This window comes from Erythrobacter neustonensis (assembly GCF_001663175.1).
Taxonomy (GTDB): domain Bacteria; phylum Pseudomonadota; class Alphaproteobacteria; order Sphingomonadales; family Sphingomonadaceae; genus Erythrobacter; species Erythrobacter neustonensis.
In genome coordinates this window covers 2,636,621-2,663,576 of sequence record NZ_CP016033.1, presented here as the reverse complement: position 1 = coordinate 2,663,576, position 26,956 = coordinate 2,636,621, and the positions used below count along the sequence as shown (strand labels likewise).

General features: G+C 64.0%; 25 protein-coding genes and 1 tRNA gene. 9 read left to right on the top strand and 17 right to left on the bottom strand.

Annotated features, from left to right (window positions below; translation table 11 throughout):
* Positions 1-2: 2 nt before the first annotated feature.
* On the bottom strand, positions 3-1,163 hold the full coding sequence (locus tag A9D12_RS12365; RefSeq protein ID WP_068352277.1) for a bifunctional 2-C-methyl-D-erythritol 4-phosphate cytidylyltransferase/2-C-methyl-D-erythritol 2,4-cyclodiphosphate synthase: 1,161 nt from the start codon (positions 1,161-1,163) through the stop codon (positions 3-5).
* Between the two features lie 77 nt (positions 1,164-1,240).
* Here A9D12_RS12365 and dusB point away from each other — a divergent pair, with 77 nt between their 5' ends.
* The 7 genes from dusB (at position 1,241) to hflX (ending at position 10,629) form a co-directional block, all read left to right on the top strand.
* A complete protein-coding gene (dusB, locus tag A9D12_RS12360) occupies positions 1,241-2,257 on the top strand; it encodes a tRNA dihydrouridine synthase DusB (RefSeq protein ID WP_068352275.1) in 1,017 nt (338 codons plus the stop codon).
* Between the two features lie 3 nt (positions 2,258-2,260).
* The gene (locus tag A9D12_RS12355; protein ID WP_068352273.1) at positions 2,261-3,367 is read left to right on the top strand and encodes a two-component system sensor histidine kinase NtrB; all 1,107 of its coding nucleotides are present in this window, start codon (positions 2,261-2,263) and stop codon (positions 3,365-3,367) included.
* Positions 3,368-3,370: 3 nt separating this feature from the next.
* Positions 3,371-4,810: a sigma 54-interacting transcriptional regulator gene (locus A9D12_RS12350; protein ID WP_068352269.1), complete on the top strand. Its 1,440-nt coding sequence runs from the start codon at positions 3,371-3,373 to the stop codon at positions 4,808-4,810.
* A gap of 94 nt (positions 4,811-4,904) precedes the next feature.
* Positions 4,905-7,133: a sensor histidine kinase gene (locus A9D12_RS12345; RefSeq protein WP_068352267.1), complete on the top strand. Its 2,229-nt coding sequence runs from the start codon at positions 4,905-4,907 to the stop codon at positions 7,131-7,133.
* A 46-nt stretch (positions 7,134-7,179) separates the two neighbouring features.
* Complete coding sequence (ntrX, locus tag A9D12_RS12340; RefSeq protein ID WP_068352265.1) at positions 7,180-8,562, top strand: nitrogen assimilation response regulator NtrX; 1,383 nt, start codon at positions 7,180-7,182, stop codon at positions 8,560-8,562.
* A 160-nt stretch (positions 8,563-8,722) separates the two neighbouring features.
* Positions 8,723-9,310 carry an RNA chaperone Hfq gene (hfq, locus tag A9D12_RS12335; protein WP_068352260.1) on the top strand — a complete coding sequence of 196 codons (588 nt, stop codon included), beginning with the start codon at positions 8,723-8,725 and terminating at the stop codon, positions 9,308-9,310.
* A 26-nt stretch (positions 9,311-9,336) separates the two neighbouring features.
* Positions 9,337-10,629 carry a GTPase HflX gene (gene hflX / locus A9D12_RS12330; protein WP_197489819.1) on the top strand — a complete coding sequence of 431 codons (1,293 nt, stop codon included), beginning with the start codon at positions 9,337-9,339 and terminating at the stop codon, positions 10,627-10,629.
* Between the two features lie 3 nt (positions 10,630-10,632).
* Here hflX and mazG read toward each other — a convergent pair whose 3' ends face one another.
* The 9 genes from mazG to A9D12_RS12285 all read right to left on the bottom strand — a co-directional run bounded on the left by mazG (position 10,633) and on the right by A9D12_RS12285 (position 18,613).
* Positions 10,633-11,394 carry a nucleoside triphosphate pyrophosphohydrolase gene (gene mazG / locus A9D12_RS12325; protein ID WP_068352257.1) on the bottom strand — a complete coding sequence of 254 codons (762 nt, stop codon included), beginning with the start codon at positions 11,392-11,394 and terminating at the stop codon, positions 10,633-10,635.
* A 48-nt stretch (positions 11,395-11,442) separates the two neighbouring features.
* On the bottom strand, positions 11,443-11,640 hold the full coding sequence (locus tag A9D12_RS12320) for a hypothetical protein (protein ID WP_068352253.1): 198 nt from the start codon (positions 11,638-11,640) through the stop codon (positions 11,443-11,445).
* A complete protein-coding gene (locus A9D12_RS12315) occupies positions 11,637-12,419 on the bottom strand; it encodes an MBL fold metallo-hydrolase (RefSeq protein ID WP_068352251.1) in 783 nt (260 codons plus the stop codon). The genes A9D12_RS12320 and A9D12_RS12315 overlap by 4 nt, the downstream gene beginning before the upstream one ends.
* Positions 12,416-13,192, bottom strand: a complete 777-nt coding sequence (locus A9D12_RS12310) for a TatD family hydrolase (protein ID WP_068352249.1) — start codon at positions 13,190-13,192, stop codon at positions 12,416-12,418. The genes A9D12_RS12315 and A9D12_RS12310 overlap by 4 nt, the downstream gene beginning before the upstream one ends.
* Positions 13,192-14,745 (bottom strand): methionine--tRNA ligase, encoded by a 1,554-nt coding sequence (metG, locus tag A9D12_RS12305; RefSeq protein WP_068352248.1) that lies wholly within the window; start codon positions 14,743-14,745, stop codon positions 13,192-13,194. Before metG ends, A9D12_RS12310 begins: the two co-directional genes overlap by 1 nt.
* A complete protein-coding gene (locus A9D12_RS12300) occupies positions 14,738-15,694 on the bottom strand; it encodes a DNA polymerase III subunit delta' (RefSeq protein WP_068352246.1) in 957 nt (318 codons plus the stop codon). The genes metG and A9D12_RS12300 overlap by 8 nt, the downstream gene beginning before the upstream one ends.
* Positions 15,691-16,329 (bottom strand): dTMP kinase, encoded by a 639-nt coding sequence (gene tmk, locus A9D12_RS12295; RefSeq protein WP_156522935.1) that lies wholly within the window; start codon positions 16,327-16,329, stop codon positions 15,691-15,693. Before tmk ends, A9D12_RS12300 begins: the two co-directional genes overlap by 4 nt.
* Entirely contained in the window at positions 16,329-17,459 is a 1,131-nt protein-coding gene (locus A9D12_RS12290; protein WP_231889624.1) for a D-alanyl-D-alanine carboxypeptidase family protein, read from the bottom strand. The genes tmk and A9D12_RS12290 overlap by 1 nt, the downstream gene beginning before the upstream one ends.
* 104 nt (positions 17,460-17,563) lie before the next feature.
* The gene (locus tag A9D12_RS12285) at positions 17,564-18,613 is read right to left on the bottom strand and encodes a lytic murein transglycosylase (RefSeq protein ID WP_068352240.1); all 1,050 of its coding nucleotides are present in this window, start codon (positions 18,611-18,613) and stop codon (positions 17,564-17,566) included.
* Between the two features lie 127 nt (positions 18,614-18,740).
* Here A9D12_RS12285 and A9D12_RS12280 point away from each other — a divergent pair.
* A tRNA-Ser gene (locus A9D12_RS12280) sits at positions 18,741-18,830 on the top strand.
* 62 nt (positions 18,831-18,892) lie between these two features.
* Here A9D12_RS12280 and A9D12_RS12275 read toward each other — a convergent pair.
* From A9D12_RS12275 to A9D12_RS12255, 6 genes are all read right to left on the bottom strand, one after another.
* The gene (locus A9D12_RS12275; protein WP_231889623.1) at positions 18,893-20,059 is read right to left on the bottom strand and encodes an aspartyl/asparaginyl beta-hydroxylase domain-containing protein; all 1,167 of its coding nucleotides are present in this window, start codon (positions 20,057-20,059) and stop codon (positions 18,893-18,895) included.
* 95 nt (positions 20,060-20,154) lie between these two features.
* Positions 20,155-21,567 carry a dihydrolipoyl dehydrogenase gene (lpdA, locus tag A9D12_RS12270; RefSeq protein WP_068352239.1) on the bottom strand — a complete coding sequence of 471 codons (1,413 nt, stop codon included), beginning with the start codon at positions 21,565-21,567 and terminating at the stop codon, positions 20,155-20,157.
* A 49-nt stretch (positions 21,568-21,616) separates the two neighbouring features.
* Positions 21,617-21,742, bottom strand: a complete 126-nt coding sequence (locus tag A9D12_RS15115) for a hypothetical protein (protein WP_257737034.1) — start codon at positions 21,740-21,742, stop codon at positions 21,617-21,619.
* Positions 21,739-22,116: an acyl-CoA thioesterase gene (locus A9D12_RS12265; RefSeq protein WP_068352237.1), complete on the bottom strand. Its 378-nt coding sequence runs from the start codon at positions 22,114-22,116 to the stop codon at positions 21,739-21,741. Before A9D12_RS12265 ends, A9D12_RS15115 begins: the two co-directional genes overlap by 4 nt.
* Complete coding sequence (locus A9D12_RS12260; RefSeq protein ID WP_068354461.1) at positions 22,113-22,454, bottom strand: endonuclease domain-containing protein; 342 nt, start codon at positions 22,452-22,454, stop codon at positions 22,113-22,115. Before A9D12_RS12260 ends, A9D12_RS12265 begins: the two co-directional genes overlap by 4 nt.
* A gap of 112 nt (positions 22,455-22,566) precedes the next feature.
* Positions 22,567-23,994 carry a dihydrolipoamide acetyltransferase family protein gene (locus tag A9D12_RS12255; RefSeq protein ID WP_068352235.1) on the bottom strand — a complete coding sequence of 476 codons (1,428 nt, stop codon included), beginning with the start codon at positions 23,992-23,994 and terminating at the stop codon, positions 22,567-22,569.
* Between the two features lie 148 nt (positions 23,995-24,142).
* Here A9D12_RS12255 and A9D12_RS12250 point away from each other — a divergent pair, with 148 nt between their 5' ends.
* On the top strand, positions 24,143-24,595 hold the full coding sequence (locus A9D12_RS12250; protein ID WP_068352233.1) for a universal stress protein: 453 nt from the start codon (positions 24,143-24,145) through the stop codon (positions 24,593-24,595).
* Positions 24,596-24,604: 9 nt separating this feature from the next.
* Here A9D12_RS12250 and rnr read toward each other — a convergent pair whose 3' ends face one another.
* Positions 24,605-26,884, bottom strand: a complete 2,280-nt coding sequence (rnr, locus tag A9D12_RS12245) for a ribonuclease R (RefSeq protein WP_197489818.1) — start codon at positions 26,882-26,884, stop codon at positions 24,605-24,607.
* Positions 26,885-26,956 lie beyond the last annotated feature (72 nt).

Genomic DNA, 26,956 nt, shown 5'->3' with positions numbered 1-26,956 from the left:
CCTCAGGCAATGCGGGAGACGAGAACGATGGCTTGTGCAGCGATACCTTCGCCGCGGCCCGTAAAGCCGAGCCTTTCGGTGGTGGTCGCCTTGATGCTGACCGCAGTTTCGTCCAGTCCCATCAAGCGCGCAACCTCGGTGCGCATTGCCGGGCGGTGCGGCCCGATCTTGGGCGCCTCGCAGATCAGGGTAAGATCGATATTGGCGATGGCATAACCGGCCTTGCGGGCAAGACCGACTGCATGTTCGAGGAACCGGCCGGAACGCGCGCCGCGCCATTGCGGGTCGCTTGGCGGGAAATGCGTCCCGATATCGCCTTCGCCCACTGCGCCCAAGACCGCGTCAGTGATTGCATGCAGCGCCACGTCGGCATCCGAGTGCCCGGAAAGCCCCATGTCGTGCGGGATGAGAACACCGCCCAGCCACAGTTCCTCGCCGGCTTCGAGCCGGTGGACATCATAACCCTGACCGATGCGGAAAGCGGGGAGGGCGGGCTGATCCATGAAATCCTCGGCAAAAGTGATTTTCTTCAGGCGTTCATCGCCATCGACCAGCGCGACTGAACCTTCGCTGGCGAGCAGCACCTGCGCATCGTCGCCTGCATCGTCAGCGCCGTGCCAATCGCGGTGGGCTGCAAGAATGGCGGCGTAACGAAATGCCTGCGGGGTCTGCACGCGGCGCAACGTGTTGCGGTCCGCCTTGCCGGTCATGACATTGCCTGTTCCGGCAACGGCAAGACTGTCGACCACCGGCAAGACAGGAATCGCACCGTCATGCTCCCCAAGGGCATCGAGCAGCCGCGCGAGCACATCTTGCGGCAGATCGGGACGTGCCGCGTCATGGATCAGCACGATAGGGGGCGCGGCGTCAGCCATTGCCTCGAGACCGGCGCGAACCGATTCCTGCCGGGTCGCCCCGCCGGTGACGAAGGCCAGCCCGTCAATTCCCTTCAAGGCTGTCTCGGCATGTCCGCGCGCATCCGCGGCCACGACCACAACCAGCGGCGCGGCGCCTGCGGCCCGAAGTGTCTCAACCGAATGGCGGATAAGCGCCTTGCCGCGCCAAACCCGAAATTGCTTGGCAGTGTCGCCGCCGACGCGAAGACCTTTACCCGCTGCAACCACGATTGCGGCAAAGCCGGAGGGGAGAGGGCACGGTTCCATCGGGGCGATCGCTTAAGGTCTGGACGGGCTTTCGGCAATCCACTAAGCGCATGCCCAAATTTTAGGCATTATTCTCCATGACCTCGCTCCCTCCTCCGCCGCCCTTGAAGCCGATCGCGATCGGTCCCGTGGTCGTCGCTGATCCCGTCGTCCTCGCGCCGATGACGGGTGTCACCGACATGCCGTTTCGCACGCTTGTGCGCCGCTATGGATCGGGCCTCAACGTGACCGAAATGGTCGCGACCGAAGCTGCGATCCGCGAAACCCGCCAGTCGCTCCAGAAGACCGCGTGGGACAAGATCGAGGAACCGGTGTCGATGCAGCTTGTCGGCTGCGACCCGGTCAGCATGGCCGAGGCTGCCAAGCTTCAGGAGGGCAACGGCGCCGCGATCATCGATATCAATTTCGGCTGCCCGGTGCGCAAGGTCGTGGGCCAGATGGCAGGCTCGGCCCTGATGCGCGAGGTTCCGCTCGCGGTGCGGCTGATGGAAGCGACCGTCAAGGCGGTGAAGGTGCCGGTGACAGTCAAGATGCGCATGGGCTGGGACCATGACAGCCTGAACGCGCCCGAACTTGCCCGGATGGCCGAGGATATCGGCGTGCAAATGATCACGGTTCACGGTCGCACGCGCAACCAGATGTACAAGGGCAGCGCCGACTGGGCCTTCGTGCGCCGGGTCAAGGATGCGGTGAAGATTCCGGTAATCGTCAACGGCGACATTTGCTCGGTCGATGATGCCAGCAAGGCGATGGCGCAATCGGGCGCGGATGGCCTGATGATCGGCCGCGGCGCCTATGGCAGGCCGTGGCTGCTGGGGCAGGTGATGCACTGGTGGCGCACGGGCGAGGATCGCGCAGCGCCTGGTATCGACGAACAATATGCGCTGGTGGTCGAACATTACAGGCGGATGCTCGACCACTATGGCCGCGAAACCGGCGTGAAGATGGCGCGCAAGCATCTGGGCTGGTACACCAAGGGGCTGCACGGCTCGGCCGAGTTTCGCAACATGGCCAATTTCATCGATGACGCTGACCAGGTGCTTGGCGAGATCGAGCGGTTCTATACGCCCTTCGTGCTGCAACAGGCCGCCTGACGCATGGCAAGCGCTTCGGAGCCCGTGCAATCCGCATCGCGGCCCGATGCGCGCGCGCAGATTTCCGGACTGATTTTTGCACTTGTTCTGATCGATGGCGATGGTGTCATCGCCGAAGTCAACCATGCCGCCGAAGCCCTGCTTGGCACCAGCGCCAGCCGCCTTGTGGGAACGCGTCTGGCAGAGCGGATCGGACCGCTCGATCCGCGGGTCGAGGCGCGCCTTTCGGGCGACGAGGCATTGGTGGCGCGCGATCTGGCGATCCAGGCCGCAGGGCAGGAGATACGGGTCAATCTGACCGCCTCGCCGCTTGGCGGATTTCCGGGATGGCGCGTGGTGACATTGTCACAGATCGGCCATGACGATAGCAACAATCCCTCTGGCGCCGATGCCATGCTCGGCGCGCCGGCGGTGCTCGCACACGAGATCAAGAACCCGCTCGCCGCAATCCGCGGAGCGGGGCAACTGGCCGAGCGCAAGTTGCCGCATGCCGACCGCAAGCTGGCACGGATGATAACCGACGAGGTCGACCGCATCGCGCGCCTGATCGACCGGATGCAGCAATTGGGCAGCACCCGCACCGCGTCGGTCGATCCTTGTAACCTGCACGAAGCGATCCGCGCTGCCGTGGCGACCATGCGCGCGGCTGGCAGCACGTTTGGCGAAATCGACATTCGAGAGGAATTCGATCCCTCGCTTCCGCCCGTGCTCGCCAATCGCGATGCCTTGGAGCAGGTTCTTATCAACCTGGTGTCCAACGCGCGTGATGCCGCGCTGCGCGGTGATCGGCCGGACGGCGCGGTGCCGTGTGTGACTGTCCAGACCCGGTTTGTCAGTGGTCTTGCCTTCAGCGCAATCCGCAATGGCCGCGCGGTGCCTTTGCCGATCGAGATCACGGTGTCCGACAATGGTCCGGGGATCGACCCGGCCTTGCGCGATCATGTGTTCGAACCGTTTGTTTCCTCCAAGCCGTCGGGGCAGGGGCTGGGCCTGTCACTGGTGCGCAAGCTGGTGCGCGACATGAACGGCAATGTCAGCCATGACCGCGATACGCGCAGCGGCCTTACGCATTTCCGCCTGCATCTGCCTCAAGCTTCGGACGCGACCTGATCCATGCCCCAAACCAATGATGCGATCCTGCTGGTCGAAGACGATACCGCGATCGCGACGGTAATCGTTGCTGCGCTCGAAGACGAGGGGTTCGCCATCGCGCACTGCACCAGCATCGCCGCGCGCGACAAGCAGCTTGCTGCGCGCCGATTTGCCGTCATGCTGACTGACGTGATGCTAGAGGACGGGGATGGTCTTGCCAGCCTCAACGCGGTGCGCGATCAGGCGCCCGACATGCCGGTCATCGTCCTTTCGGCGCAGAACACGCTCGATACCGCGGTGCGCGCGAGTGAGAGCGAGGCTTTCGAATATTTCCCGAAACCCTTCGATTTGGACGAACTGGTTCATGCCGTGAGGCAGGCCGCAGGCGTGCGCGCACCATCGCCCGACGATGCGGTAAGCGCGTTGCCCGGTGACAGCGAGAAGATGCCGCTGGTAGGCCGCAGCCCGGCCATGCAGGGTGTCTACCGGATGATCACGCGGGTCTTGCGCAACGACCTGACCGTGCTGGTGACCGGCGAGAGTGGCACCGGCAAGGAACTCGTCGCCGAAGCGATCCACGAATTGGGCAACCGCCGCACCGGGCCGTTCGTCGCGGTCAATACCGCGGCGATCCCGGCGGATCTGGTGGAAAGCGAATTGTTCGGCCACGAGAAAGGCGCGTTCACCGGTGCCGTTGCGCAAGCCATTGGCAAATTCGAACAAGCCAACGGCGGCACGCTGTTCCTCGACGAAATCGGCGATATGCCCGCCGAAGCGCAGACACGTCTGCTGCGGGCACTGCAATCCGGGCGCATCCGGCGCGTCGGCGGGCGGCAGGAAATTGCGGTCAACGTTCGCATCATCGCCGCAACCAACCGCGACCTTGCCCCGATGATCGCCGCCGGCTCCTTCCGTGAGGACCTTTTCTACCGGCTCAATGTCGTCCCCATCATTCTGCCCCCGTTGCGTGATCGGCGCGAGGACATTGGCGCGCTCGCAGCGCACTTCCTCGGCCTCGCAGCCGAAGACGGCCTGCCGCGGCGGGTGTTGACGCCGGATGGCATCGAACGGCTGGAAGCGAGAAACTGGCGCGGCAATGTGCGCGAACTGCGCAACGTGGTCTATCGCCTGGCTCTGATGGCGCGCGAGGAACGGATCGACGGCGAAACCGTGTCCGACATCATCGGTGCCGAACTGACCCCGGCGACATCGCGGCAAGGCGACTGTCAAACCGGTTTCGGCGCGGCACTGGCCGGTTGGCTTGTTGCCGAAAACCCGCCCGCGGGCGCGCTCTATCACCGCGCGCTGGCCGCTTTCGAGCGGCCTTTGATCGAACATGCTCTGGGCCGTACGGGCGGAAACCAACTGCGTGCTGCACAGCTTTTGGGGATCAACCGCAACACCCTGCGCAAGCGGATCGGCGAACTCGGGCTTGATCCCGACCGTTTTTCGCTGGGCTGAACGGCGCGCCGCGCGCACATGATGGCGCACAACAATCCGCTTGCGTCGGATTGTCCTTGCATTCGTGCCACACCATTGTTGTAAAGCGGCAACGATGGACGATGTCTCGACCCGCACCTTGCGTCATACCTCGCGGCAACCGCCGCGCTGGTTACGGCGTTTCATGGTTGCAGCGCGGCGCGCCAATGTCTTCCTGTGGCTCGAAGGCGTAGCCGTCCTTGCGCTTCTGGCAGCGATCGGTGCCACATGGTCGACCTACCGCGGTTCGGGGTCGCCTGACGATCTGCTCCCGACGATGTGGGTTTCGATCCTGCTGATGGCCATCCTGGTGCCGGCAATGACGCTGCTGGTGCTCGTGGGGCGACGATTGGCATTGCGCCGCGCGTCGGGCAGCACCGCGCGGCTTCATGTGCGCCTGGTGTTCTTCTTCTCGATGGTGGCCGCGCTCCCCACGCTGCTGGTGGCAGGTTTTGCCGCATTCCTGTTCCAGACCGGGGTCGATTTCTGGTTTTCGGACGAGTCGCGCGGACTGATGCAGAACGCGAATGCGCTCGCGCAGAATTACTACGACGCCAACCAGCGCAACGTCGAGCAGAACTCGATCATCATGGCGACCGACATGCGCGCAATCCTTGCCCGTGTGCCGATCACCGATCCCGATTTCCCCGATTTCTATGCCTATCAGGCGCAGGGCCGCGAAATTTCGGAAAGCGCGGTGTTGCAGCGGATGGATGATGGTTCATTCCGCACGGCCGCCACGCTCAATCTCACCAAGGGCAACAGTCCGCTGGAATTCAGCCGCAGCGCGCTGCCGAAGCTCGATCGCGGCGAATTGGCGGTGGTGGTGGGCAGCCCGGAACGAATCGAGGCGCTTGTCCCGATCGACGCGCAATCGGGCGTCTATCTCTACAATGCGCGCACCACCGAAGAAACGATGTTCAATTCGTGGTCGCGCGCGCAGTCGATCGTCACCGCCTATGATCGTTTGACCGGCAGCGCGCGGACCTTGCAGCTGCGCTTCAATATTGCGCTGGTCGCGGTAAGCCTGCTGTTGGTGGGTCTTGCGATCTGGTTCGCCTTGCGGTTCGCCGACCGGCAGGTCGAGCCCTTGACCAATCTGGTCGCGGCGGCGCGCAAGGTGGGGCAGGGCAATTTCGCGCTGCGTCTGGAGGGGCGGACCGGCGCGGACGAGATCGGGTTGCTCAACCGCGCATTCAACCGCATGACCGCGCAGCTTGACAAGCAGACGCAGGCGCTGGTCAGCGCCAACCGCCAGATCGATGATCGCCGCGCATTTACCGAGGCTGTTCTCGAAAGCGTGACAGCAGGCGTCGTTTCGGTCGATCCACAAGCGCAGGTGACGCTCGTGAATTCTTCGGCGCAGGCGATGCTCGCGCATGAGGGATTGCCGGGAGCGTTGACTGGCCAGTCGCTTCACACGCTGGCTCCCGAACTTGCCCGCATTCTTGGCGAGGGTAAGGAGCGCGGAATCGTGACCCATGCGAAGGGCACCGAATTGCTGACGCTCGCGGTCAAGATCGCGCCGGGCAGCGGCGGCGGGCATGTGATCACATTCGAGGATATCACCCGCCAGCTCCTCGACCAGCGACAGGCCGCATGGTCCGATGTCGCGCGCCGGATCGCGCATGAAATCAAGAACCCCTTGACCCCGATCCAGCTGGCGACCGAACGATTGAAGCGTCGCTATCGCAAGCAAGTGACCGATGAGGACCGTGAGCTGTTCGACGAGCTGACCAGCACGATCGTGCGTCAGGTCGGGGGCTTGCGCACGATGGTCGATGAATTTTCATCCTTCGCACGCCTGCCCACGCCCGTGTTTCGCGATGAAGATGCGCTCGATCTGGTGCGGCAGGCGGTATTTCTCCAGGAAGTCGCGCACGCCGGGATCGCATTCAGTGTCGCGTCGTCGGAGCTTGTCGACCGCGAAATCCGCTGCGACCGCCATCAGTTCGGTCAGGCGATGACCAACGTGCTCAAGAACGCGGTCGAGGCGGTCGAGGCACGCGCGACCGGTGAAGCCGGCTTTGCAGGCCAGATCGCGGTTGCGATGCGCGATGCGGGCGAGAGCATCGTCGTCACGATCGACGACAACGGGATCGGCTTGCCTGCCAACCCCGAACGCTTGACCCAACCCTACGTCACGACCCGCGAAAAAGGCACCGGGCTGGGGCTCGCTATCGTCAACAAGATCGTCGACGAACATGGCGGCGACATGAGTTTCGCTGGCACACCCGGCGGCGGGACGCGCGTTACCTTGCGGTTCGCGCGCAATCCGGCTCCGGTCGAAGGCGGGCCCGCGTGATATCGTTCGATCCAGATCTTTCGTTTTTGTGTGAAGGACTTGCCTGATGGCTCTCGAAATCCTCATCGTCGATGATGAACGCGATATCCGCGAGTTGGTGGCGGGCGTGCTGGGCGATGAAGGCTATGCCTGCCGCACGGCGGCCGACAGCACCGAGGCGCTGGCAGCGATCGACGAACGGCGTCCGTCATTGGTGCTCCTCGATGTCTGGTTGCACGGGAGCCAGATGGACGGGCTGGAGCTGCTCGACGCCATCAAGACACGCGAGCCCAACCTTCCGGTGATCATTTTCTCCGGCCACGGCAACATCGACACGGCTGTGGCTGCGGTTGGCCGCGGGGCGATGGATTTCATCGAAAAGCCCTTCGAGGCGGAGCGCCTGCTGCTGCTCGTCGAACGCGCGACCGAGACCGAGCGTCTGAGGCGGGAGAATTCGCGGCTGCGCGAGGGGAGCTGGGGGAATGCCGAATTCACCGGCAATTCGCCCGCGATCAACGCCGTGCGCGCGACCTTGAAGCGGGTTGCGAGCACCGGCAGCCGTGTGCTGATCTCGGGCCCTGCCGGTGCGGGCAAGGAAGTTGCGGCGCGGTTGCTGCATGCCTGGAGCGGGCGGGCCAATGGCGCGTTCGTGCTGGTCAACTCGGCACGCATCACGCCCGAACGGTTCGAACAGGAATTGTTCGGCGAAGAAGCCAACGGCAAGCAGGTGCGCCCCGGGCTGCTGGAAATGGCTGACGGCGGAACACTTTACCTTGATGAGATCGCGGACATGCCGCTCTCGACGCAGGCACGCATCTTGCGCGTTCTGACCGACCAAAGCTTCGTTCGGGTTGGAGGAACACGGCAGATCGGCGTGGATGTGCGCGTGGTGTCATCCACGACCCGCGACCTAACGGTCGAGATGGCCGAGAAACGTTTTCGCGAGGATCTGTTCTACCGGCTCAACGTGGTGCCGGTGGTCTTGCCCGCGCTGTCGCAACGACGCGAGGATGTGCCTGCGCTGGCCGAACATTTCTTCACGCGCTATTCGACCGATCAGGGCCTCGCGCCGCCGGAAATTTCGGCCGAGGCGATGGCTGCTCTTCAGGCATACGACTGGCCGGGCAATGTTCGCCAGCTGCGCAATGTCGTCGAACGCACGATCATCATGACCCCGCGCGACCGGCTCGGGGTGGTCGAGCCGGACATGCTTCCGCCCGAAATCATCGGAGGGCAGATCGGCTTGGCCAGCGACAGCCTGACAGCGATCATGGGCGTGCCGCTGCGCGAGGCGCGGGTAAGTTTCGAACGCGAATATCTGTCGATCCAGATCCGCCGCTTTTCGGGCAACATTTCGAAAACCGCGAGCTTCATCGGGATGGAACGGTCGGCACTGCATCGCAAGCTCAAGCTTCTGGGGATGGGGGACCGCCGCGACGAAGAGGAATAGCCGCCGCGTCCCCATGGTGCGTGAATGCGAAAACATGCCTTGTCGGCGCGGATCGCAATCGCCATTATGGGGGAACTAAGCTGTCGCCTTTCGCTTTTTCGCAGCAGCCATTCAAAACGCGGACCGCGCGTCGGTGCGCCAAGAAACAGGAGCCACGACCATGCCCAGCGGGCGAACGCTCTCCCCCCGTCCGATCACGCGTGCAGCCACGCAGGCCGATGCCGCAGATATCACATCGCCCGCGACCGTAGTCCGGCAAAGCGGCAATTTGCAGGATGCCTTTCTCAACCTGCTGCGTAAGCACAAGATTCCGGTGACGATGTTTCTGGTCAAGGGTGTCAAGCTGCAAGGCATCGTGACCTGGTTCGACAACTTCTCGATCCTGCTTCGCCGCGACGGACAGTCGCAGCTCGTCTACAAGCACGCGATCAGCACGATCATGCCCGGACAATCGCTCGACCCGGCGCAATTCGGTAGCCAGAGCGGCAACCGGCGGCAAAAGCTGCTGCAGGATATTTTCCTTAGCCGCGTGGCCGAAGCCGAAGTGCAGGTTACCATGTTCCTCGTGAACGGGGTAATGTTGCAAGGACGGATCGCTGCCTACGATCTGTTCTGCATGTTGCTCGAACGCGATGGCGCTGTGCAGCTTGCCTACAAGCACGCAGTGTCCACCATCCAGCCTGCCTCGCCTGTCGACCTTAGTGTCGACGATGATGATGCAGACATTGAAGATCGGACAGAAGACTGAGTTTTGACAGCGAATTTCAGGACGAGGTGACGCGCGGGGCGCGGGCCGTTGTGCTGTGCCCCGATATCCGGTCGATCCGTTACGATCTCGATTCCGCAGAACGGCTTGCCGAAGCCGAAGGGCTGGCGCTGGCGATTGGCGTGGTCATCGCGCATGCCGCGGTCCTGCCCGTGCGTCAGATGCAGCCCAACACGCTGTTCGGTTCGGGTCAGGTCGAGAATATCGCGATCTGGTGCGAACAGCACCAGGCCGAGCTTGTCATCGTTGACGGCGCTTTGACCCCGATCCAGCAACGCAATCTTGAAGACCGTCTGAAACGCAAGGTGATCGACCGCACCGGTCTGATCCTCGAAATCTTCGGAGAGCGGGCCGCCACCGCCGAGGGGCGCTTGCAGGTCGAGCTTGCCCATCTCGATTATCAGCAGAGCCGCCTGGTGCGAAGCTGGACTCACCTCGAGCGCCAGCGCGGGGGCTTCGGGTTCCTTGGCGGTCCGGGCGAAACCCAGATCGAAGCCGACCGGCGGATGATCCGCCAGCGCATGGGGAAATTGCGCCGCGACTTGGAGCAGGTGAAAAAGACCCGCACTTTGCACCGCGATCGCCGGGGGAGGGCGCCCTGGCCGGTGGTCGCGCTGGTCGGATACACCAATGCCGGCAAATCCACTCTATTCAATCGCCTCACCGGGGCGGAGGTGATGGCGGAGGATCTGCTGTTCGCTACGCTCGATCCGACGATGCGGGCGATCGGGCTGCCGGGTGTCGAGAAGGTGATCCTGTCAGACACCGTCGGTTTCATCTCGGACCTGCCGACGCAGCTCGTCGCGGCATTTCGCGCGACGCTCGAAGAAGTGACTGCGGCCGACGTGATCTGTCATGTGCGCGACATGGCCAATCCGAGCCACGCCGCGCAGAAAAAGCAGGTGCTCGACGTGCTGGCCGATCTTGGCGTGGTCGACGGCGAAACAGGGACCAGCAGCATCCCGATCCTCGAAGTGTGGAACAAGTGCGATCTGCTCGCCGCAGACGACCTTGCCGAACTGCGCGAGGCGGCGACCGGTCAGCCGGCCGTGATGCTGTCGGCGGCAACGGGGGAGGGGATAGACCTCCTCGAAGCCGAACTGGCGCGTTTGCTGACGGGCGAGGCGCGCGAGGTGAGTTTGCTGCTGCCGGTCAGCGACGGACGCAGGCTTGCCTGGCTTCACGCGCACGGCGAAGTGATATCCGATGAGGATGGCGGCGCGAGCGAAGAGGGGCCCTTCCGGCGCATCACGGTGCGGCTCAACCCCAAGGAACTCGGGCAATTCGCGAGCATTTCGTGAAGCTTAAGAGGCTTTCTTGACCTGCTGCCAAAGCTCTTCCTGCGCTTCGAGCGACAATGCCGCGAAGGCTTCGATCCCGGCAAGATCCTCCATTGCCCGGAACCGCCGTTCGAATTTGGCATTGGCCTGACGCAATGCTTCTTCCGCACTGATACCATGGGCGCGGACGAAATTGACGACGGCAAAGATAAGGTCGCCGGCTTCCTCGACCCGCAGTGCATCCGACGGCGCGCTCTTCAATTCCTCGATCTCTTCGCTGATTTTCGCCTCCGATCCCGAGGGATCGGGCCAATCGAAGCCGGTTCTTGAAGCGCGCTTCTGAAGTTTTTCTGCACGCATCAATGCCGGCAGTGCGAGCGCCACCCCGTCGAGCGCCGAGCGCGTGCCCTTGGCGCGGCGTTCCTGGGCCTTCAGGTCCTCCCACCGGGCATTGTCCATCGTTCCGCCGGCATTGCCGAAGATATGCGGATGCCGCGCTTCCATCTTAACGCTGATCGCGTTGGCGACATCGCCGAAAGAAAAGGCACCGGCTTCTTCGGCTATCCGGGAATGGAACACGACTTGAAGCAACAAATCACCCAATTCGTCGCGCAGATCGGCGATATCGTCGCGCGCAATCGCATCGGCAACCTCGTAGGCTTCTTCGATCGTATAGGGCGCGATCGTTGCAAAGTTCTGCGCACGATCCCATTCGCATCCGTCTTCCGGATCGCGCAGGCGGGCCATGATCGCGAGCAAGCGGTCGATAGGGGCTATATCCGGCATGGGCGAAGTCCGCGTTCTGATAGGTGGATAATATATATTATGTAAAATTCATGCCGGCGATTGTCCGTCACCGCTTGCGTACATTACCCATTCGACGATCACCAAAATGCCACCGAAAATCACCAACCATGCCAGCGCCATCTTGATCATTTGACCCCAGCCGAGCCGGCGCGATGCCAAAGCGCTCATCATGACAGCGATCCACGCGATGCTGCTTACGAGCGGCAGCAGCAGTTCGCTGTTCATGCGACGAGCTCCAGTCCGTCATAACCGACCGTGACGAAGTCCGGCACCTCGCTGCACAAGGTCCGATAATCCATGCTCTTGTCCAAATGACTGAGCACAACGCGCCCGGCGCGTGTTTGCTCGCCGAGTTCGATCGCCATTGCCAGATGCGCGTGGGTCGGATGCGGATCGCGCCGCAAGCAGTCGCTGACGAGAATGTCGACTTTGTAGAACAGGTCGATCATTTCATCCGAAATTGCACTGAAGTCCGTGGCATATCCGATCGACTTGCCATCGGCTTCGAAGCGGTATGCGGTCGTCTCGCCGGGTCCGTGCGCCATCTGGCACCAATCGACACCGAAGCCGGCTGTCATGCGCAGCCGGTCCAGCGTGTCGAGCGTGCAGATCGTGGGATAACCTTCCTGCCCGGCAAAGACATAGCCGAACCGCTGGCGCAGGCGGCGCACGGTTTCGGTTTCCGCAAACCCGGGTATCGGCCCGCCGCGGCCATACCGCAGCACGCGCAGATCATCGATACCGTGGCAGTGATCGGCGTGATCGTGCGTCCAGAAAACCGCATCAATATGGCCGATCCGGTTGGCCAACAGCTGGGCGCGGCAATCCGACGACGTATCGACGAGGAGACGTTTGCCCTCGTTGCTTTCAACCAGGATCGATACGCGCGTGCGCCGGTTACGCGGCTCGGCGGGATCGCAATCGCCCCAATCGCCTGTCCCGTCCGGGCCCCCCAGTCGCGGCACTCCGGTCGAAGTGCCCGACCCAAGCATGACCAGTTTCACAGAGCGGCCTTGGTGAAAAGATTGAAGAAATTCTTGGAAGTCGCCGCTCGCAGCGTGGCAACATCGATCCCCCGCAGATCTGCAACGAAAGCGGCGGTGTCCGCCACGAAAGCCGGTTCGCACACCTTTCCGCGGTGTGGCACGGGCGCGAGGAACGGACTGTCGGTCTCAACCAGCAGCTTGTCCTGCGGAATCGTCTTGGCAATCGCCTGCAAGTCCTTGGCATTCTTGAAGGTCACGATCCCCGATAGTGAAATCGTAAGGCCCAGTGCGAGCACCTTTTCGGCAAAGTCGGCCGACGCGGTGAAGCAATGGATCAAAGCAGGATAAGCCCCCTTCCCCATCTCTTCGGCAAGGATCGCATGGGTATCCTCTTCGGCATCGCGGGTATGGATGATCAGCGGAAGCTGGGTTTCGCGTGCAACGTCGATGTGCATGCGAAACAAAGACTTCTGCGCGTCTCTGTCCGACTTGTCGTAATAGTAGTCGAGCCCGGTTTCGCCGATGGCAATTACCTTGGGATCACGCGTCGCGGCGAGCAAGGCCGCGCGGCCGAGATCCTGATGGGCGTCGGCCTCATGCGGATGGATCCCGACGCTGGCGAAGACATCGGGTTCGCGTGCGGCGGTCGCGATCACCTGGTCCCATTCGCTTTGCCGGGTCGAGATGTTGAGGAACGCCCCCACGCCCGCTGCCCGCGCACGCGCCAGCACATTGTCGCGATCCTCGACGAGGCCTTTGTATTCGAGATGGCAGTGGCTATCGACCAGCATCAATCGGCCTCAGCGGGAAGTTCGAGCCGGGGGAACAGCGGCGTCGGCGCGGCGATCTTGTATCCGCTTTCGGCCAGCCCCGAATACCAGTGGCTGCGGATACCGTCGATGGTGCGCAGCACTTCGGGCACTCCCATCATGTCCAGCAGCTTCGAACTGCTGGCAGGGATCACCGGACAAATCGCGACCGCCAACTGGGCGATGCAGATATAGAGTGTCGCCAGAACCGTCTCCATGCGCTCGGGATCGGTCTTGCGCAGCGTCCAGGGGGCCTGCGCATCGATATAGGCATTGCAGGCGAAGACCGCCTGCAGCCAGGCCTCCACCGCCTGCTGAAGTGCCAGGTTGTCGAAGGCCTGCGGAATGTCCTGAGTCAACGCACGATCGACCGCCTCGAACAGGGCGGTGTCCGTAGCGTCATGCGTGTGGATCGCGGGAAGATTGCCTTCGAGGTTCTTGGCGATGAATCCGAGCGTGCGTTGTGCAAGGTTGCCGAAAGCGTTGCCAAGCTCGCCATTGGCGCGCGAGACGATGGCTTCGGGCGAATAGCTGCCGTCCTGTCCGAAGGCGACTTCGCGGATCAGGAAATAGCGCAGCGCGTCGACCCCGAAGCGTTCGGCCAGAGCCACGGGATCGGTGACATTGCCGAGCGACTTCGATTCCTTCTGGCCGCGGTTCAACAGGAAACCATGACCGAACACCTTCTGCGGCACCGGCAGATCGGCGCTCATCAGGAAGGCTGGCCAGTAGATCGTGTGGAACCGCACGATATCCTTGCCGATGAGATGAAGACTGGCGGGCCAGAAATTGCCCATGTCGCCGGGGTAACCAAGACCTGTGAGGTAATTGGTGAGCGCATCGACCCACACATACATCACATGGCCTTCGCTGCCCGGAACCTTGACGCCCCAGTCGAAGGACGTGCGGCTGACCGACAGATCGCGCAACCCCTGCTCGACGAATGCGATCATTTCGTTGCGGCGGCTTGCCGGTTCGAGGAAGCCGGGGCTAGCAAGCAAATCAAGCAGTTGCTGCTGATAGTTTGAAAGCCGGAAGAACCAGCTTTCCTCGACGGTCCACTCTACGGGCGTCCCCTGCGGGGATAGCTTGGCTTCGCCCTCGCCCTCGACCAATTCGCTCTCGTCGTAATAGGCTTCGTCGCGGACCGAATACCAACCCTCGTAGCGGTCGAGATAAAGGTCGCCCTTGGCTTCCATCGCCTGCCAGATCGCCTGACTGGCCTTATGATGATCGGGCTCGCTGGTGCGGATGAAGCGGTCATACGAAATATTCAGCGCGTCGCACATGCTACGGAAATAGCCCGACATTTCATCGGCAAGTTCGCGCGGTGAGCGGCCCTGTTCTTCGGCTTTGCGGGCCATCTTGAGGCCGTGTTCGTCGGTGCCGGTCTGGAACCGGACCGTACGGCCCTGCAACCGCTGGAACCGCGCGATGACATCGGCAGCGATCGCCTCATAGGCATGGCCGATATGCGGCTTGCCATTGGGATAGCTGATAGCGGTGGTGATATAGAAGGGGGTGGTGTCAGCCATGGGCCGCAGCGCTAGCGGGCGCGGCGGTGACAAGCAAGCTGCCGATCTCGAATGGCAGCAGCGACGCATCGAAATTGGCGGTCGGAGCCTCGCCCGCCAGCCGCACCAGGCTTGCGTGAATATCGACCAGTTGCATCCGGCGTTCGGGATCCTGCGCCGTGCGCGCAGCATGTGCGGTGAGCGACTGTGCAAGTTCCAGCACGGCCTGCAAACGTTCCCGGTCGGCACGCGGCCCGATCAACCGCGCAAGTTCGCCGCGCCCGGTCATCCCGCTGTCGCCGACTGCCAGCAACCCTGCGACGATCCGCGCGATCGGCGCAAGGTCCTGCTTGGCAAACCTGACCGCCGCACCGAACGAACCCTCGGCCGCAGCGATCGCCTGCGGGTCGGATGCGAGGCCCGCTTCGCCGAGCATCGCGCTCAATTGGCTGTCGGTCAGAACCGGAAAACGCAACGTCCGGCACCGCGACCGAATGGTGGGCAAGAGGCGTGCAGGACGGTGCGTGACCAGCAGGAAGAATGTTCCGGCGGGCGGCTCCTCCAGGCTTTTGAGCAAGGCGTTGGCAGCGGCCTTTTCCATGTCGTCGGCAGGATCGATAATGATCGCGCGTTTGCTGCCGAGCGTCGGCCGGGTGATCAGGCGCTTTTGCATTGCGCGGATCTGCTTGATGCGGATCGAACGGGCGAGATCGAAGGGTTTGCCATCGGCTGCAGCGCGTTCGGCCTTGTCATCCTTGGGGCCATAGGACAGCGTCAGAATATCGGGGTGTTCGCCGGCGGGCTGCGCGACGCCGGGCTCTGCCACCAGCGCGCGGGCAGCAGCCTCGGCGAAATCGCGTTTGCCCAGCCCTGCTTTTCCGGCAAGCAACCAACCGTGATGCATCCGCTCGCTGCTCATCGCATCGCGCCATTGGCGCCAGGCTTCGGCGTGGTTGGGCCAGTCGGTCATGGCAGCAGATCCGCGATCGCCCGCATGATGCGCTGATGAACCGCAGCGGTGGACCCGACGGCATCGATCCGGGCAAAGCCAGAAGGATCGGCATCGGCAAGATCGGCGAAGGACTGCGCCACCGCGCGGTGATAAGCCGCGGACCTCGCCTCGATCGCATCGGCGGCCTCTCCGCGCGCCGCCAGCCGCTGCGTCAGCGCAGCTTCGTCTCCTTCGAGCAGGATCACGCGGTCAGGACGCAGACCCCCGCTACCGAAGAGGTGCAGATCCGTGATCGCCTGATCGCCGAGATGCCCCGCCCCGCCCTGATAGGCGCGGCTCGAATCGATGAACCTGTCGCAGATCACCCAATCGCCGCGCGCGAGCGCCGGTCGGATAAGCTGCGCGACATGATCTGCGCGCGCTGCCGCAAAGAGCAAGGCTTCGGCCTCTGCCGTCCAGCCGCCGGTTTGGGCGGCCTGCGGCGGATTGAGCAGCAAGGCGCGGATCACCTCTGCGCCCGGTGTGCCGCCCGGCTCACGGGTCACGATGACGCCGAGGCCGCGCGCGCGCAGGGCATCGGCCAGCATCCGTGCCTGGGTCGATTTGCCTGCCCCCTCCCCGCCCTCGAAGGCGATGAAGCGCGCGGGCGCGATCATGAAAACACCGCAGCAACGGCGTTGATGACCCGGTCCACCGGGCCGGCGACGGCCACGTCCTGTGCGGCATACAGCGGAATACGGGCCGGCGCGGCGCCTTCGGCGGTAATTTCGAGCAGCGCGACTTCCTGTCCGGCTTTGATCGGCGCGCGCAAGGGGCCTTCATAGCGGATCGTTGCGGTCAACGCGCTGTTGCTGGCGCGCGGCAGATTGATCGCGACCGGTCCTGCGGCCTTGAGCGGCACGCCGCGTGTTTCGCCATCCTGCACGCGGGCGCTTCCGACAACCGCGCCATTGGCGAACAGCGTTTTCCGGTCGAAGGCCGAAAACCCCCACTCGATATAGGATTTGGCAAGCTTGGCGCGCAGCCGCCCGTTCTCCACGCCCGCCAGCACCAGCACCAGCCGCTGCCCATTGCGCCGTGCAGTGCCAAGGTAGGAGAAACCGGCTTCGTTGGTGAAGCCAGTCTTGATCCCGTCGGCGCCCGGCACGCGGCCGATCATCGGGTCGTGATTGACCTGCGCGATGCCTTTGTAATCAAGCCCGGCGCGGCCGATGTAATAGCCGAATTTGTCCGGGTGGCGCATAACCAAAGCGCGCGCGAGCGTCGCAAGATCGTTCGCCGTGGTGAAAGTACGCCCTTGGTCGGGCCACCCGTTCGGGCTGGAGAAATAGCTTCCGGTCATCCCGATCGAACGGGCGGTGGCATTCATCTGCGCAGTCCAGGCGGCGAGCGAGCCTGCCTGTCCTTCGGCGAGCACGGCTGCGCCATCATTGGCCGAGACATTCGCGATCCCGAGCAGGAGATCATCGACGCTGACCCGTTCGCCCTGGGTGAGGAACATCGTCGAACCCTTTCGCCGCCACTCGCGTGCGATCTGCGGGCTCATTTCGAAAATCTGCGCGGGGTCGAGGCGCCTTTGCTCGATCAGTTCGAATGCCAGAAACAGCGTCATCACCTTGGTGACCGATGCCGGCATGAAGCGCGCATCGGGATGGCGCGCATGCAGCACCTGACCGCTGCCGACATCGACCAGCAGGGCGACCGGCGCTTCGATTGCATCGGGCACCGCAGGCAAAACGGCAGGCGCAAGCGGGGCGGGATGCGCCGGGGCTGCCAATGTCAATGCAGTCAGGGCAAACAAGGGCGCCGCGCGCCGCAATCGTCGAGCAATCATCACGCGCCCGCCTATACCCACCGCGTGCACGCTTGGCGAGGCGGCGGATAGGCTCAGTTCACGATTTCATCAGCCAGCAATCCCACGCTCAGGGCATAATAGCTTGAGCAATTGTATTCGAGGATCGCGCGGTAATTGCCAGTCAGAAGCCAGGCCCGCGTTCCCGGACCATCGGGCTGGAAGAACGACACCATGACGTCATCGGCCAGAGCGCGCTGCGGCACGACGCCGGCATTGCGCCATTCAGCGACCGTCATCCACCGGCTGAGCCGCTCATGCACCCGCGGGCAGACCGGTGAGGCCAGCCGCGTGGCGTAGGGCGATACATCGAAGCCCGAAGGCACGGCGGCGCGCACGCCCCAAGGCTGACCCGGGCGCCAACCGGCATCGCGGAAATAGTTCGCGATCGAGGCAAAGGTATCCGCACGGTTCGCCATGATGTCGGCTCGGCCATCGCCATCGCCATCGGTGGCGAGCCTCAGATACACACTGGGCAGGAACTGCGGATTGCCGAAGGCACCGGCATAGGATCCCACCAGCTGGCTGCGGTCATATCCCTTGTCCGCGACTTTCATCAACGCGACGAATTCGCCCGCGAACAATTCCCGCCGCCGCCCCTCCCAGGCAAGCGTGGCAAGGCTGCGCGCAAGATCGAAATCGCCCTTCACCCGGCCGTAGCTGGTTTCATGCCCGAAAATCGCGACGATGATCTCTGCCGGCACGCCGTACTGCGCCTCGATCCGCGCCAATTGCTCGCGGTGCTGTCCGATCACCGCGCGCCCGCCCCCGATCCGTGCATTATCGACATGGGTGGCGATGTAATTCGCCATCGAGGGGTAGCCGCTCGAGGTTGCAGTGCCGGGTTGGCTGTTGTCGAGCGCGATGACCCGCGGGTTGGGGACCAGCCCGGCGGTCATTCGTTCAAGCGTGGATTCGCGCACGCCCTCGGCCCTTGCCCGCGCCTTGAGCAGTTCGAGATAGGCATCGAACGGAACGCCGTCCACGCTGCTTTGCGCAGCAGCGGGCGCGGCTGCGGGAGGCGCTCCCAGAGTGGCGAATGCCGCAAGCGCGAGCGCGGTGGCAGAAAGGGTCCGGGGAATCATCTGTGCGGGGATGTCACACTCTGTCTGAATTCCCAACAACAGGAACGCCTTTCTCCCCCCCTTGGCATGCCGAAGCCCACAAGATAGGTGACAAGAGCGCAGCACGCGGTTAGCGGATGGCGCCCAAGGACAGGTGGCCGAGTGGTTTAAGGCAGCGGTCTTGAAAACCGCCGTAGGTGCAAGCCTACCGTGGGTTCGAATCCCACCCTGTCCGCCAGTGTTGTTGCGGCTTTTATGACAACCCGCGCCGCGTACGACGCCGGCAGCGATGGCAATGGATCAGAGCGCGCCGACCGGCATGGCCGCCGCGCTCACTGCTGCCTGGATCGCGGCGCGCTCGGCCGGCGACAGGTCGGGGTGCCAGATATCGAAGATGAGGATGACCCGCAGCTCGTCGGTTTCGTTCTTCGCCTCATGTTCGATCGTATCGTCGAACACCCATGCCCGCCCCTCGGCAAAATCGCGCGTGTCCGCGCCGACGCGGAACCAGCAGCGGTCGGGAACAATCAGCGGCAGATGGCACAGCAGGCGGAAATTGCCAACCCCGACATGCGGCGGGATGTGGGTGTTGGGCGCCAGCAGCGAGAACATCGCATTCGCGGCGCAGCCGGCGATGTTCGGCTGCTCCATCCGCGCGAGGAGGCCCATGGTTTGCGGGCAATGCGCTGCGTTGCCCGCGATGGTCGTGCCGCGCTCGATGAGATGGATCGCGGTCCAGTCGCGGCTGAAATTGAGCGCGCGCCATTGGGCCAGCGGCGTGCTGTCCGCATAGGTGACATAGGGCACCAGCGCTGCGTCGGGTGCGCCCGCCACGGCTTCCATTTCCGCGCGGATCGCAGGCGTGAGGGCTTCGAGTTCCTCGATCCAAGGGAATGCGGCGCGGTCGTGGAACTCCGCTTCGCGCAGGCCCGGCCAGGCAAAGTGCGTCGGTTCGGAGTGATAGCACCGCGTCTTGCGCGCGATGTTGCTTGCGAACCGCTCAGCGCGGGCGCGTTCCGAGGGGGTGAGATCGGCGCCGCTCGCCTCGACCGCGCTCGCGAGCAGTGAGGTCATCGATTGCTGATGCTCGGCCCATTTGACCTGCGCACGCTCGAGCGTCCGGGCCAGCATCGGCGGCAGCGGATCGGGCCGCGGTTGTGCCAGGGCCCGGCCATAGGCCTCGCCCGCCTCCGGATGTCCGGCACTGTCCAGCAGATGCGCCCGCATCAGCAATCCGAAGAAGTCGAGCGGCGCGAGCGCCAGCGCCCGGTCGATCGCCTCGACCGCGAGCATCGGCGCCCCGCCCATCTTGCGCACCGTCGCCAGGCGGTGCCAGAATTCGGTCGAGGGCGGATCGAGCCGCGCCGCCTCTTCGAGAATATGGCGCGCCTGCGTTACGTTGCCCCCGGCCAATGCGCGGTCGGCAGCATTGATGCGCATGGCGAGATCGGACGCGTGCTGGTTCACGCGTCCTTTCTGCCTCAGATTACTAACCTATGCAAGAATGCCGAGGGTGCGGTCGAACGGCATGTCCGACCGATCGGCGGCGCTCCCGCAGGCAATCAGATGTGCAACGCCCGGCCATAGGCGGACAATACGCTTTCGTGCATCATCTCGCTCAAGGTCGGATGCGGGAACACCGTCTGCACCAGCTCTGTCTCGGTGGTCTCAAGCGTCTTGCCCACGGTGTAACCCTGAATCAGCTCGGTCACTTCCGCGCCAATCATGTGCGCGCCTAGCAATTCGCCGGTCTTGGCATCGAACACGGTCTTCACGAAGCCTTCGACTTCGCCCAGCGCGATCGCCTTGCCGTTGCCGATGAAGGGGAAGTTGCCGACGCGCACCTCGTATCCCGCTTCCTTCGCCCTGGCTTCGGTCATGCCGACGCTGGCGATCTGCGGGTGGCAATAGGTGCAGCCCGGAATGTTGTTGCGGTTGAGCGCATGGGGATGAACCTCGGTGTTGCCGAGCTCCTGCGCGATCGCCTCGGCGGCGGTGACGCCCTCGTGGCTGGCCTTGTGCGCGAGCCACGGGCCGGGCGTGCAATCGCCGATCGCCCACAGGCCCTTCGATTTCGTCCGGCCATAGGGATCGATCTGGATGAAGCCGCGCTCCATTTCGGCAAGCCCTTCCAAACCGATATTCTCGGTATTGGGCACGATCCCGACCGCGACGATGACATGGGTGAAATCGCTCTTGGCGCTCTTGCCCGCCTTGTCCTTGATCGTTGCCGAGACGCCCTTGTCGCTCACCTCGATGGCCTCGACCCCCGCGCCGGTCATGATCGTGATGCCTTGCTTCTTGAGGCTCTTTTCAAGGAAGGTCGAGATATCCGCATCCTCGACCGGAACGATCCGGTTGAGCATTTCCACCACGGTCACTTCGCTGCCCAGATCGTTGTAGAAGCTGGCAAATTCGATCCCGATCGCGCCTGATCCGATCACCAGCAGCTTTTCGGGAAGCTCTGCCGGCGTCATCGCGTGGCGATAGCTCCACACGCGCTTGCCGTCGGCCTTGGCAAAAGGCAGGTCGCGCGCGCGCGCCCCCGTGGCGACGATGATGTGCTTGGCGGTGAGCTGTTCTTCGCCCTGCTCGCCCTTCACGCTCAGCGAGTTCGCGCCGGTCAGCGTGCCTTCGCCCATGTGGACAGTGATCTTGTTCTTCTTCATCAGGTGCGCAACGCCCTGATTGAGCTGCTTGGCGACGCCGCGGCTGCGCTTGACGATCGCGGCCAGATCGGCCTCGATCTCGCCTGCGACCTTGAGGCCGTAATCGCCCGCATGGCTCATGTAGTGGAAGATCTCGGCCGAACGCAGCATCGCCTTGGTCGGGATGCAGCCCCAGTTGAGGCAGATGCCGCCCAGGTTCTCGCGTTCCACGATCGCGGTCTTCAGGCCCAGCTGCGCGCAGCGAATCGCTGCGACATAGCCGCCGGGGCCCGAACCCAGCACGATCACGTCATAATTGGCAGACATTCAGATAATCCCTCGATTGGCTGTCTGTTGGAGACACATGAGACACTGTTCAGGAAAGGAAAACTCGTCCCTGCACGGGTGCCTTGGAAACGGTGCGCGCCGGGCGCGGCAAGGAGTGGTGGCGGATCATCGCGCGGATGATGCCTGCCGCGGCATGAGTAGGAAAGCGGCTCATGCCGCGCCGCCCCGAGCCAGCGCGCGCGGGCGGCCATCCTCGCCGATCAGCACGAACTTGAAGGTGCCGCGCGCGACGGTCTGCGTGGCCTCGCTGTTGCGTTCCCGCGCAATGGCTTCGGCAGCGATGGTGAGCGAGGTGGTTCCGGTGGTGAGGAGGTCGCAATATACGCTGAGTTCGTCCCCCACCGCCATCGCGCCCGGAAAAGCAAAGTCGGTCGCCGAGACGACCACCGCCTTGCCCTGCCCCACGCGGCTTGCAAGACTGCCAGCGCCCAATGCCATCTGCGCCATCAGCCACCCGCCAAACACCCCGCCATAGGGGTTCGTGTCGGCGGGCATGGCGGTGACGCGGATAAGGGGATCGCGGGTCATTGCCTTTCTCCCGCTGTGGGAGAGGGGTTGGGGAGAGGGGGCTGCGCTGCGTCGAGAATGACGCGCGCCACGCCCTCGGGATTTTTCAAAATATCGTTGTTCCAAAATCTGAGCACTCGGAACCCCTGAACCTGCAACCATCCATCACGCACCGCGTCGCTCGCACTTTCGGCGTGCTGCGAACCATCGGCTTCGACAATCAAGCGCGATCCGAAGCAGACGAAATCGACGATGTAATCGCCCAACTGCTCCTGTCGCTTGAACTTCAATCCCCCGAGGCGCTGGCCGCGGACCATCGACCAAATTTCTGCTTGGGCCTCAGTGGGTTCGCGCCGCATCTTCTTTGCCAGCGGCAGAAGGTTGCGCGTGCCCCCTCTCCTTCCCACCGCTGCGCGGCGGGCCCCTTCCTCTCCCACAAGGGGAGAGGAGTTGGTGGACCGAACAGTCACCTCAAACAACCAGCCCCATCGGGTTCTCGACCAGCTGCTTGATAGCCTCCATCAGCTGCGCGCCGTCGGCGCCATCGATGGCGCGGTGGTCGAAGCTTCCCGAAGCGTGGAGAACGGTCGCGACCTTGATCTCGCCATCGACCACATAGGGCGCCTGCTGCCCCGCCCCGACCGCGAGGATCATGCCCTGCGGCGGGTTGATCACCGCGTCGAACTGCTTGATCCCGAACATGCCGAGGTTCGAAAGGCTCGCTGTGCCGCCCTGATATTCGTGCGGCATCAGCTTGCCATCGCGCGCCTTGCCCGCAAGCGTCTTCATCTCGGTCGAGATCGCGGCGAGGCCCTTGGTGTCGGCATTGGTGATGACGGGCGTGATCAGACCCGAGGGCGCGGCGACCGCGACCGAGATATCGGCGCGTTCATACCGGCGCAGCGTATCGCCGTGATAGCTGACATTGCACTGCGGCACGCGGATGAGCGCGCGGGCGAGCGCCTTGATGAGGAGGTCGTTGACCGACAGCTTCACGCCATCGGGCTCGAGCGACTTGTTGAGCGCGCTGCGCAGTTCCAGCAGCGGATCGAGCCGGATGTCGATGGTGAGATAGAAGTGCGGGACGGTCTGCTTGCTCTCAGTGAGGCGGCGGGCGATGACCTTGCGCACGCCCGACAGTTTTTCTTCCGAATAGGGCGCGCCGCCTTCGATTTCGGGCTGCGGCTTTGGCGCTGGTGCTGTTTCCGAAGGCGCCGCAGTATCCGCCTTCGCCGGGGCAGCTTGGGCGGCAGGCGTGAAGTTGTCGACATCGTCCTTGACGATCCGGCCATTGGGGCCGCTGCCGGTCACTGCGCCAAGGTCGATGCCCCTGTCGCTCGCCATACGCTTGGCCAGCGGCGAGGCGACGATGCGTTCGCCCGAAGGGGCCGCGGCTGGTGAGGTCTGTGCGGGCGCCGCTGCGGGCTTGCCGCCGGCCTTGGCGATTGCCGCCTCGACATCTTCCTTGGTGACCTTGCCCTTGGGTCCGGTGCCTTCAAGGCTCGCCAGATCGATGCCGTTCTGCTGGGCAATCCGTTTCGCGGTCGGGGTCGCAGCCGGACCATCGGCTGCGGCCGGGGCGGCAGGCGCGGTTGCCTTGGGCTGGGCTTCGGCATCCTTCGGTGCGGCGGGAGCCTTGGCGGGGGCCGCTTCCTCGCCTTCGGCTGCGAGCCGTGCGATCACCGCGCCGACCTTCACGCCTTCGGTGCCCGCCTCGACCAGAATTTCCGAAATCACGCCCTCGTCGACCGCTTCGAACTCCATCGTCGCCTTGTCGGTCTCGATCTCGGCCATCACGTCGCCCGATGATACCGTGTCGCCGACCTTGACCAGCCACTTGGCCAGCGTGCCTTCTTCCATCGTGGGCGACAATGCCGGCATCTTGATGTCGGTGGCCATGATCCAGTGATACTCCCGTAAGCTGCTTGGCCCCGTCTCTGGCCAATTCCCTAACGTCGGGCAAGGCCCCGAATCGTCAGGATACGCGCAGGTCTTGCCAATCCATACGAATGCATTGATACCTCGCGCGCAAAACGGGGCCGATCACATGCGCACATTCCTGGTCATCATCGACGAAAGCGAAGAGGCGACTGCCGCGCTGCGCTATGCCGCGCAGCGCGCGGCGGCGGTGAACGGTGCGGTGCATCTGCTTGCGCTGGTGCCGCAGCAGAATTTCAGCGCGTTCGGCGCGGTGCAGGCGACGATCGAGGAAGAAGCGCGCGACCGCGCCGAAATGCTTGCACACGGGGTGGCAGGCAACCTCTTCGCCACCAGCGGGATCATGCCCACGATCTCGGTCAAGATCGGGCAAGGTCAGAAGATCGTCACCGAATTCCTCGCCGAACATGCCGAGGTGGCCGCGCTTGTGCTCGGCGCGGCGAAGGACAGCGCACCCGGCCCGCTGGTTACCCACTTCTCGGCCGCGGCGGGCAGCCTGCCCTGCCCGCTCTACATCATCCCCGCCGATTACGACGAGACAACGCGCGATCACACCGTCTGACGGCGCGGCCTACTTCTTGCGCCCCTGATGCCGGATATTGCCCGGACGCCCGCGCTTGCCCGCCATGAACTTGCCCGCCTTCTTCGGCCCTGAATTAGCACCGCGCCGCCATTCATCGGGCCGCGCGCCGCGGGCTTCGATCCGGCCCGTATCGGCATCGGGCAGCACGAACTTCAATGCACCGGTAAGCGGGTTGGCTTCGGCCAGTTTCAACTTCAACCGGTCGCCGCTGGCATAGGTGGTGCCGCTGTCGCTGCCGACCAGCGCCTGTGCTGCCTCGTCGTGGCGGAAATATTCGCCGCCCAGCGTCGAGATCGGCACCAGCCCGTCGCCGCCCAGCCCGACGATCGTGGCGAAGAACCCGAACGCCTGCACGCCGGTAATCCGCGTTTCGAACACCTCGCCCACGCGGCCAGAAAGCCAGGCCGCGACATAGCGGTCGATGGTGTCGCGCTCGGCTTCCATCGCACGGCGCTCGGTCTGGCTGATCGCGTCGCTGACCTGTTGCAGGCTTGCCCGGTCGCGGTCGGACAATCCGCTGGTGTCGGGGATCGATCCCGGCGGCGCGGGCTGCTCGAGCTTGAAGGCATCGACCAGCGCGCGGTGCACCAGCAGATCGGAATAGCGCCGGATCGGCGAGGTGAAATGCGCGTATGATCCCAGACTGAGGCCGAAGTGGCCTGCGTTGGCCGGCCCGTAATAAGCCTGCGTCTGGCTGCGCAGCACCGCCTCCATTACCAGCGCCTTTTCCGCCTCGTCGGTGACATCCTTGAGCATCCGGTTGAACAGGCCCGGCGTCACCACCTGCCCCAGCGCCAGCTTCTTGCCCATCGTGGCGAGGTAATCGCGTAAAGCCGTCAGCTTCTCGCGGCTCGGCGGCTCGTGGATGCGATAGACCACAGGCGCGGCCTTGGCTTCGAGCGCCTTGGCCGCTGCGACGTTGGCCGCGATCATGAAATCCTCGACCACGCGGTGCGCGTCGAGCCGCTCGCGGATCGCGATTTCGGCAATCTTGCCTTGTGCATCGAGCACCACGCGGCGTTCGGGCAGCTCCAGCTCAAGCGGATCGCGCGCATCGCGTGCAGCGGCGAGCGCCTTCCACGCGGCCCACAGATTGGCGAGATATTCGGGCGGATTGCCGCTATCGACCGCCTTTTGCGCGTCTTCATAGGCGATGTTGTGCGCAATCCGCACCAGCGCGCGAGAAAAGCGGAAGCTCGACATCTTGCCATCGGCGTTGATGTGCATGTGGCAGGCCATCGCCGCGCGGTCCTCGCCTTCCTTCAGCGAGCAGACATCGGCCGAGAGCACCTCGGGCAGCATCGGCACCACGCGGTCGGGGAAATAGACCGAATTGCCGCGCTTCCTCGCCTCGCGGTCGAGCTGGCTGCCGGGGCGGACGTAGAAGGACACATCGGCAATCGCGACCAGCGCGTTGAACCCGCCCTTCCCGTCGGGCTCGGCCCAGATCGCGTCATCGTGGTCGCGCGCATCGGCGGGGTCGATCGCGACGATCGGCAAGTGGCGCAGGTCCTCGCGCGTCTTGTCCGACAGTTTCAGCTTTGCCGCGACCGGGGCTTCGTCGAGCACTTCCTCGGGGAAGATGTGCGGAATACCGTGCTTGGCAATCGCGATCATGCTGAAGCTCTTGGGGGCGAGCGGATCGCCGATCACCTCGATCACCTTCAGGCCGGCGCGTTCCGAACGGCCCACGCGCTCCGCGATCACCAGCTGCCCGGCCTCGGCCTCGCCGATATCGGCGATCGGCGAGGACTGGCGCACCCGCTTGTCGACCGGCGCAAGCCACGCCTTGCCGGTCTTGTCGATCTCGACCACGCCCATCAGCCCCTCGGTGCGCGCAGGCAGTTTCTTCATCGGGACTGCGACCCAGCCTGCATCGGTTTCCTCGGTGCGCGCAAGAATGCGGTCGCCGCGCTTCAACGCCGGGGGCCGCTTGGCGGATTTGGCGTTACGGGCAACCTTCGGTTCGCGCACGATCAGGCGCGGCGCGTTGCCGGGGGCTTCGGGGTCCCAATTGTCGGGCTCGGCAATCAGGTCGCCGTCCTCGATCGCGACGATCTTCAAGGTCGTCACCTTGGGCACGCCGCCCATCCGGTGAAAGGCGCTTTTGCTGCCGTCGATCAGGCCTTCTTCGGCCATGTCGCGGAGCAGAGCCTTCAGCTTGATCTTCTCCTGCCCTTTCAACCCGAAGGCCTTGGCGATCTCGCGCTTGCCGGCAGGAATGCTTGAGGACTGGATGAAGTCGAGCACTTGGCTCGCGGTTGGCATTCCTTGGGGAAGCTTGGGAGGTTTGGGCATGGGACAGGCCCTAGCCGATCTCCCCGATCATTGCGACCCCGC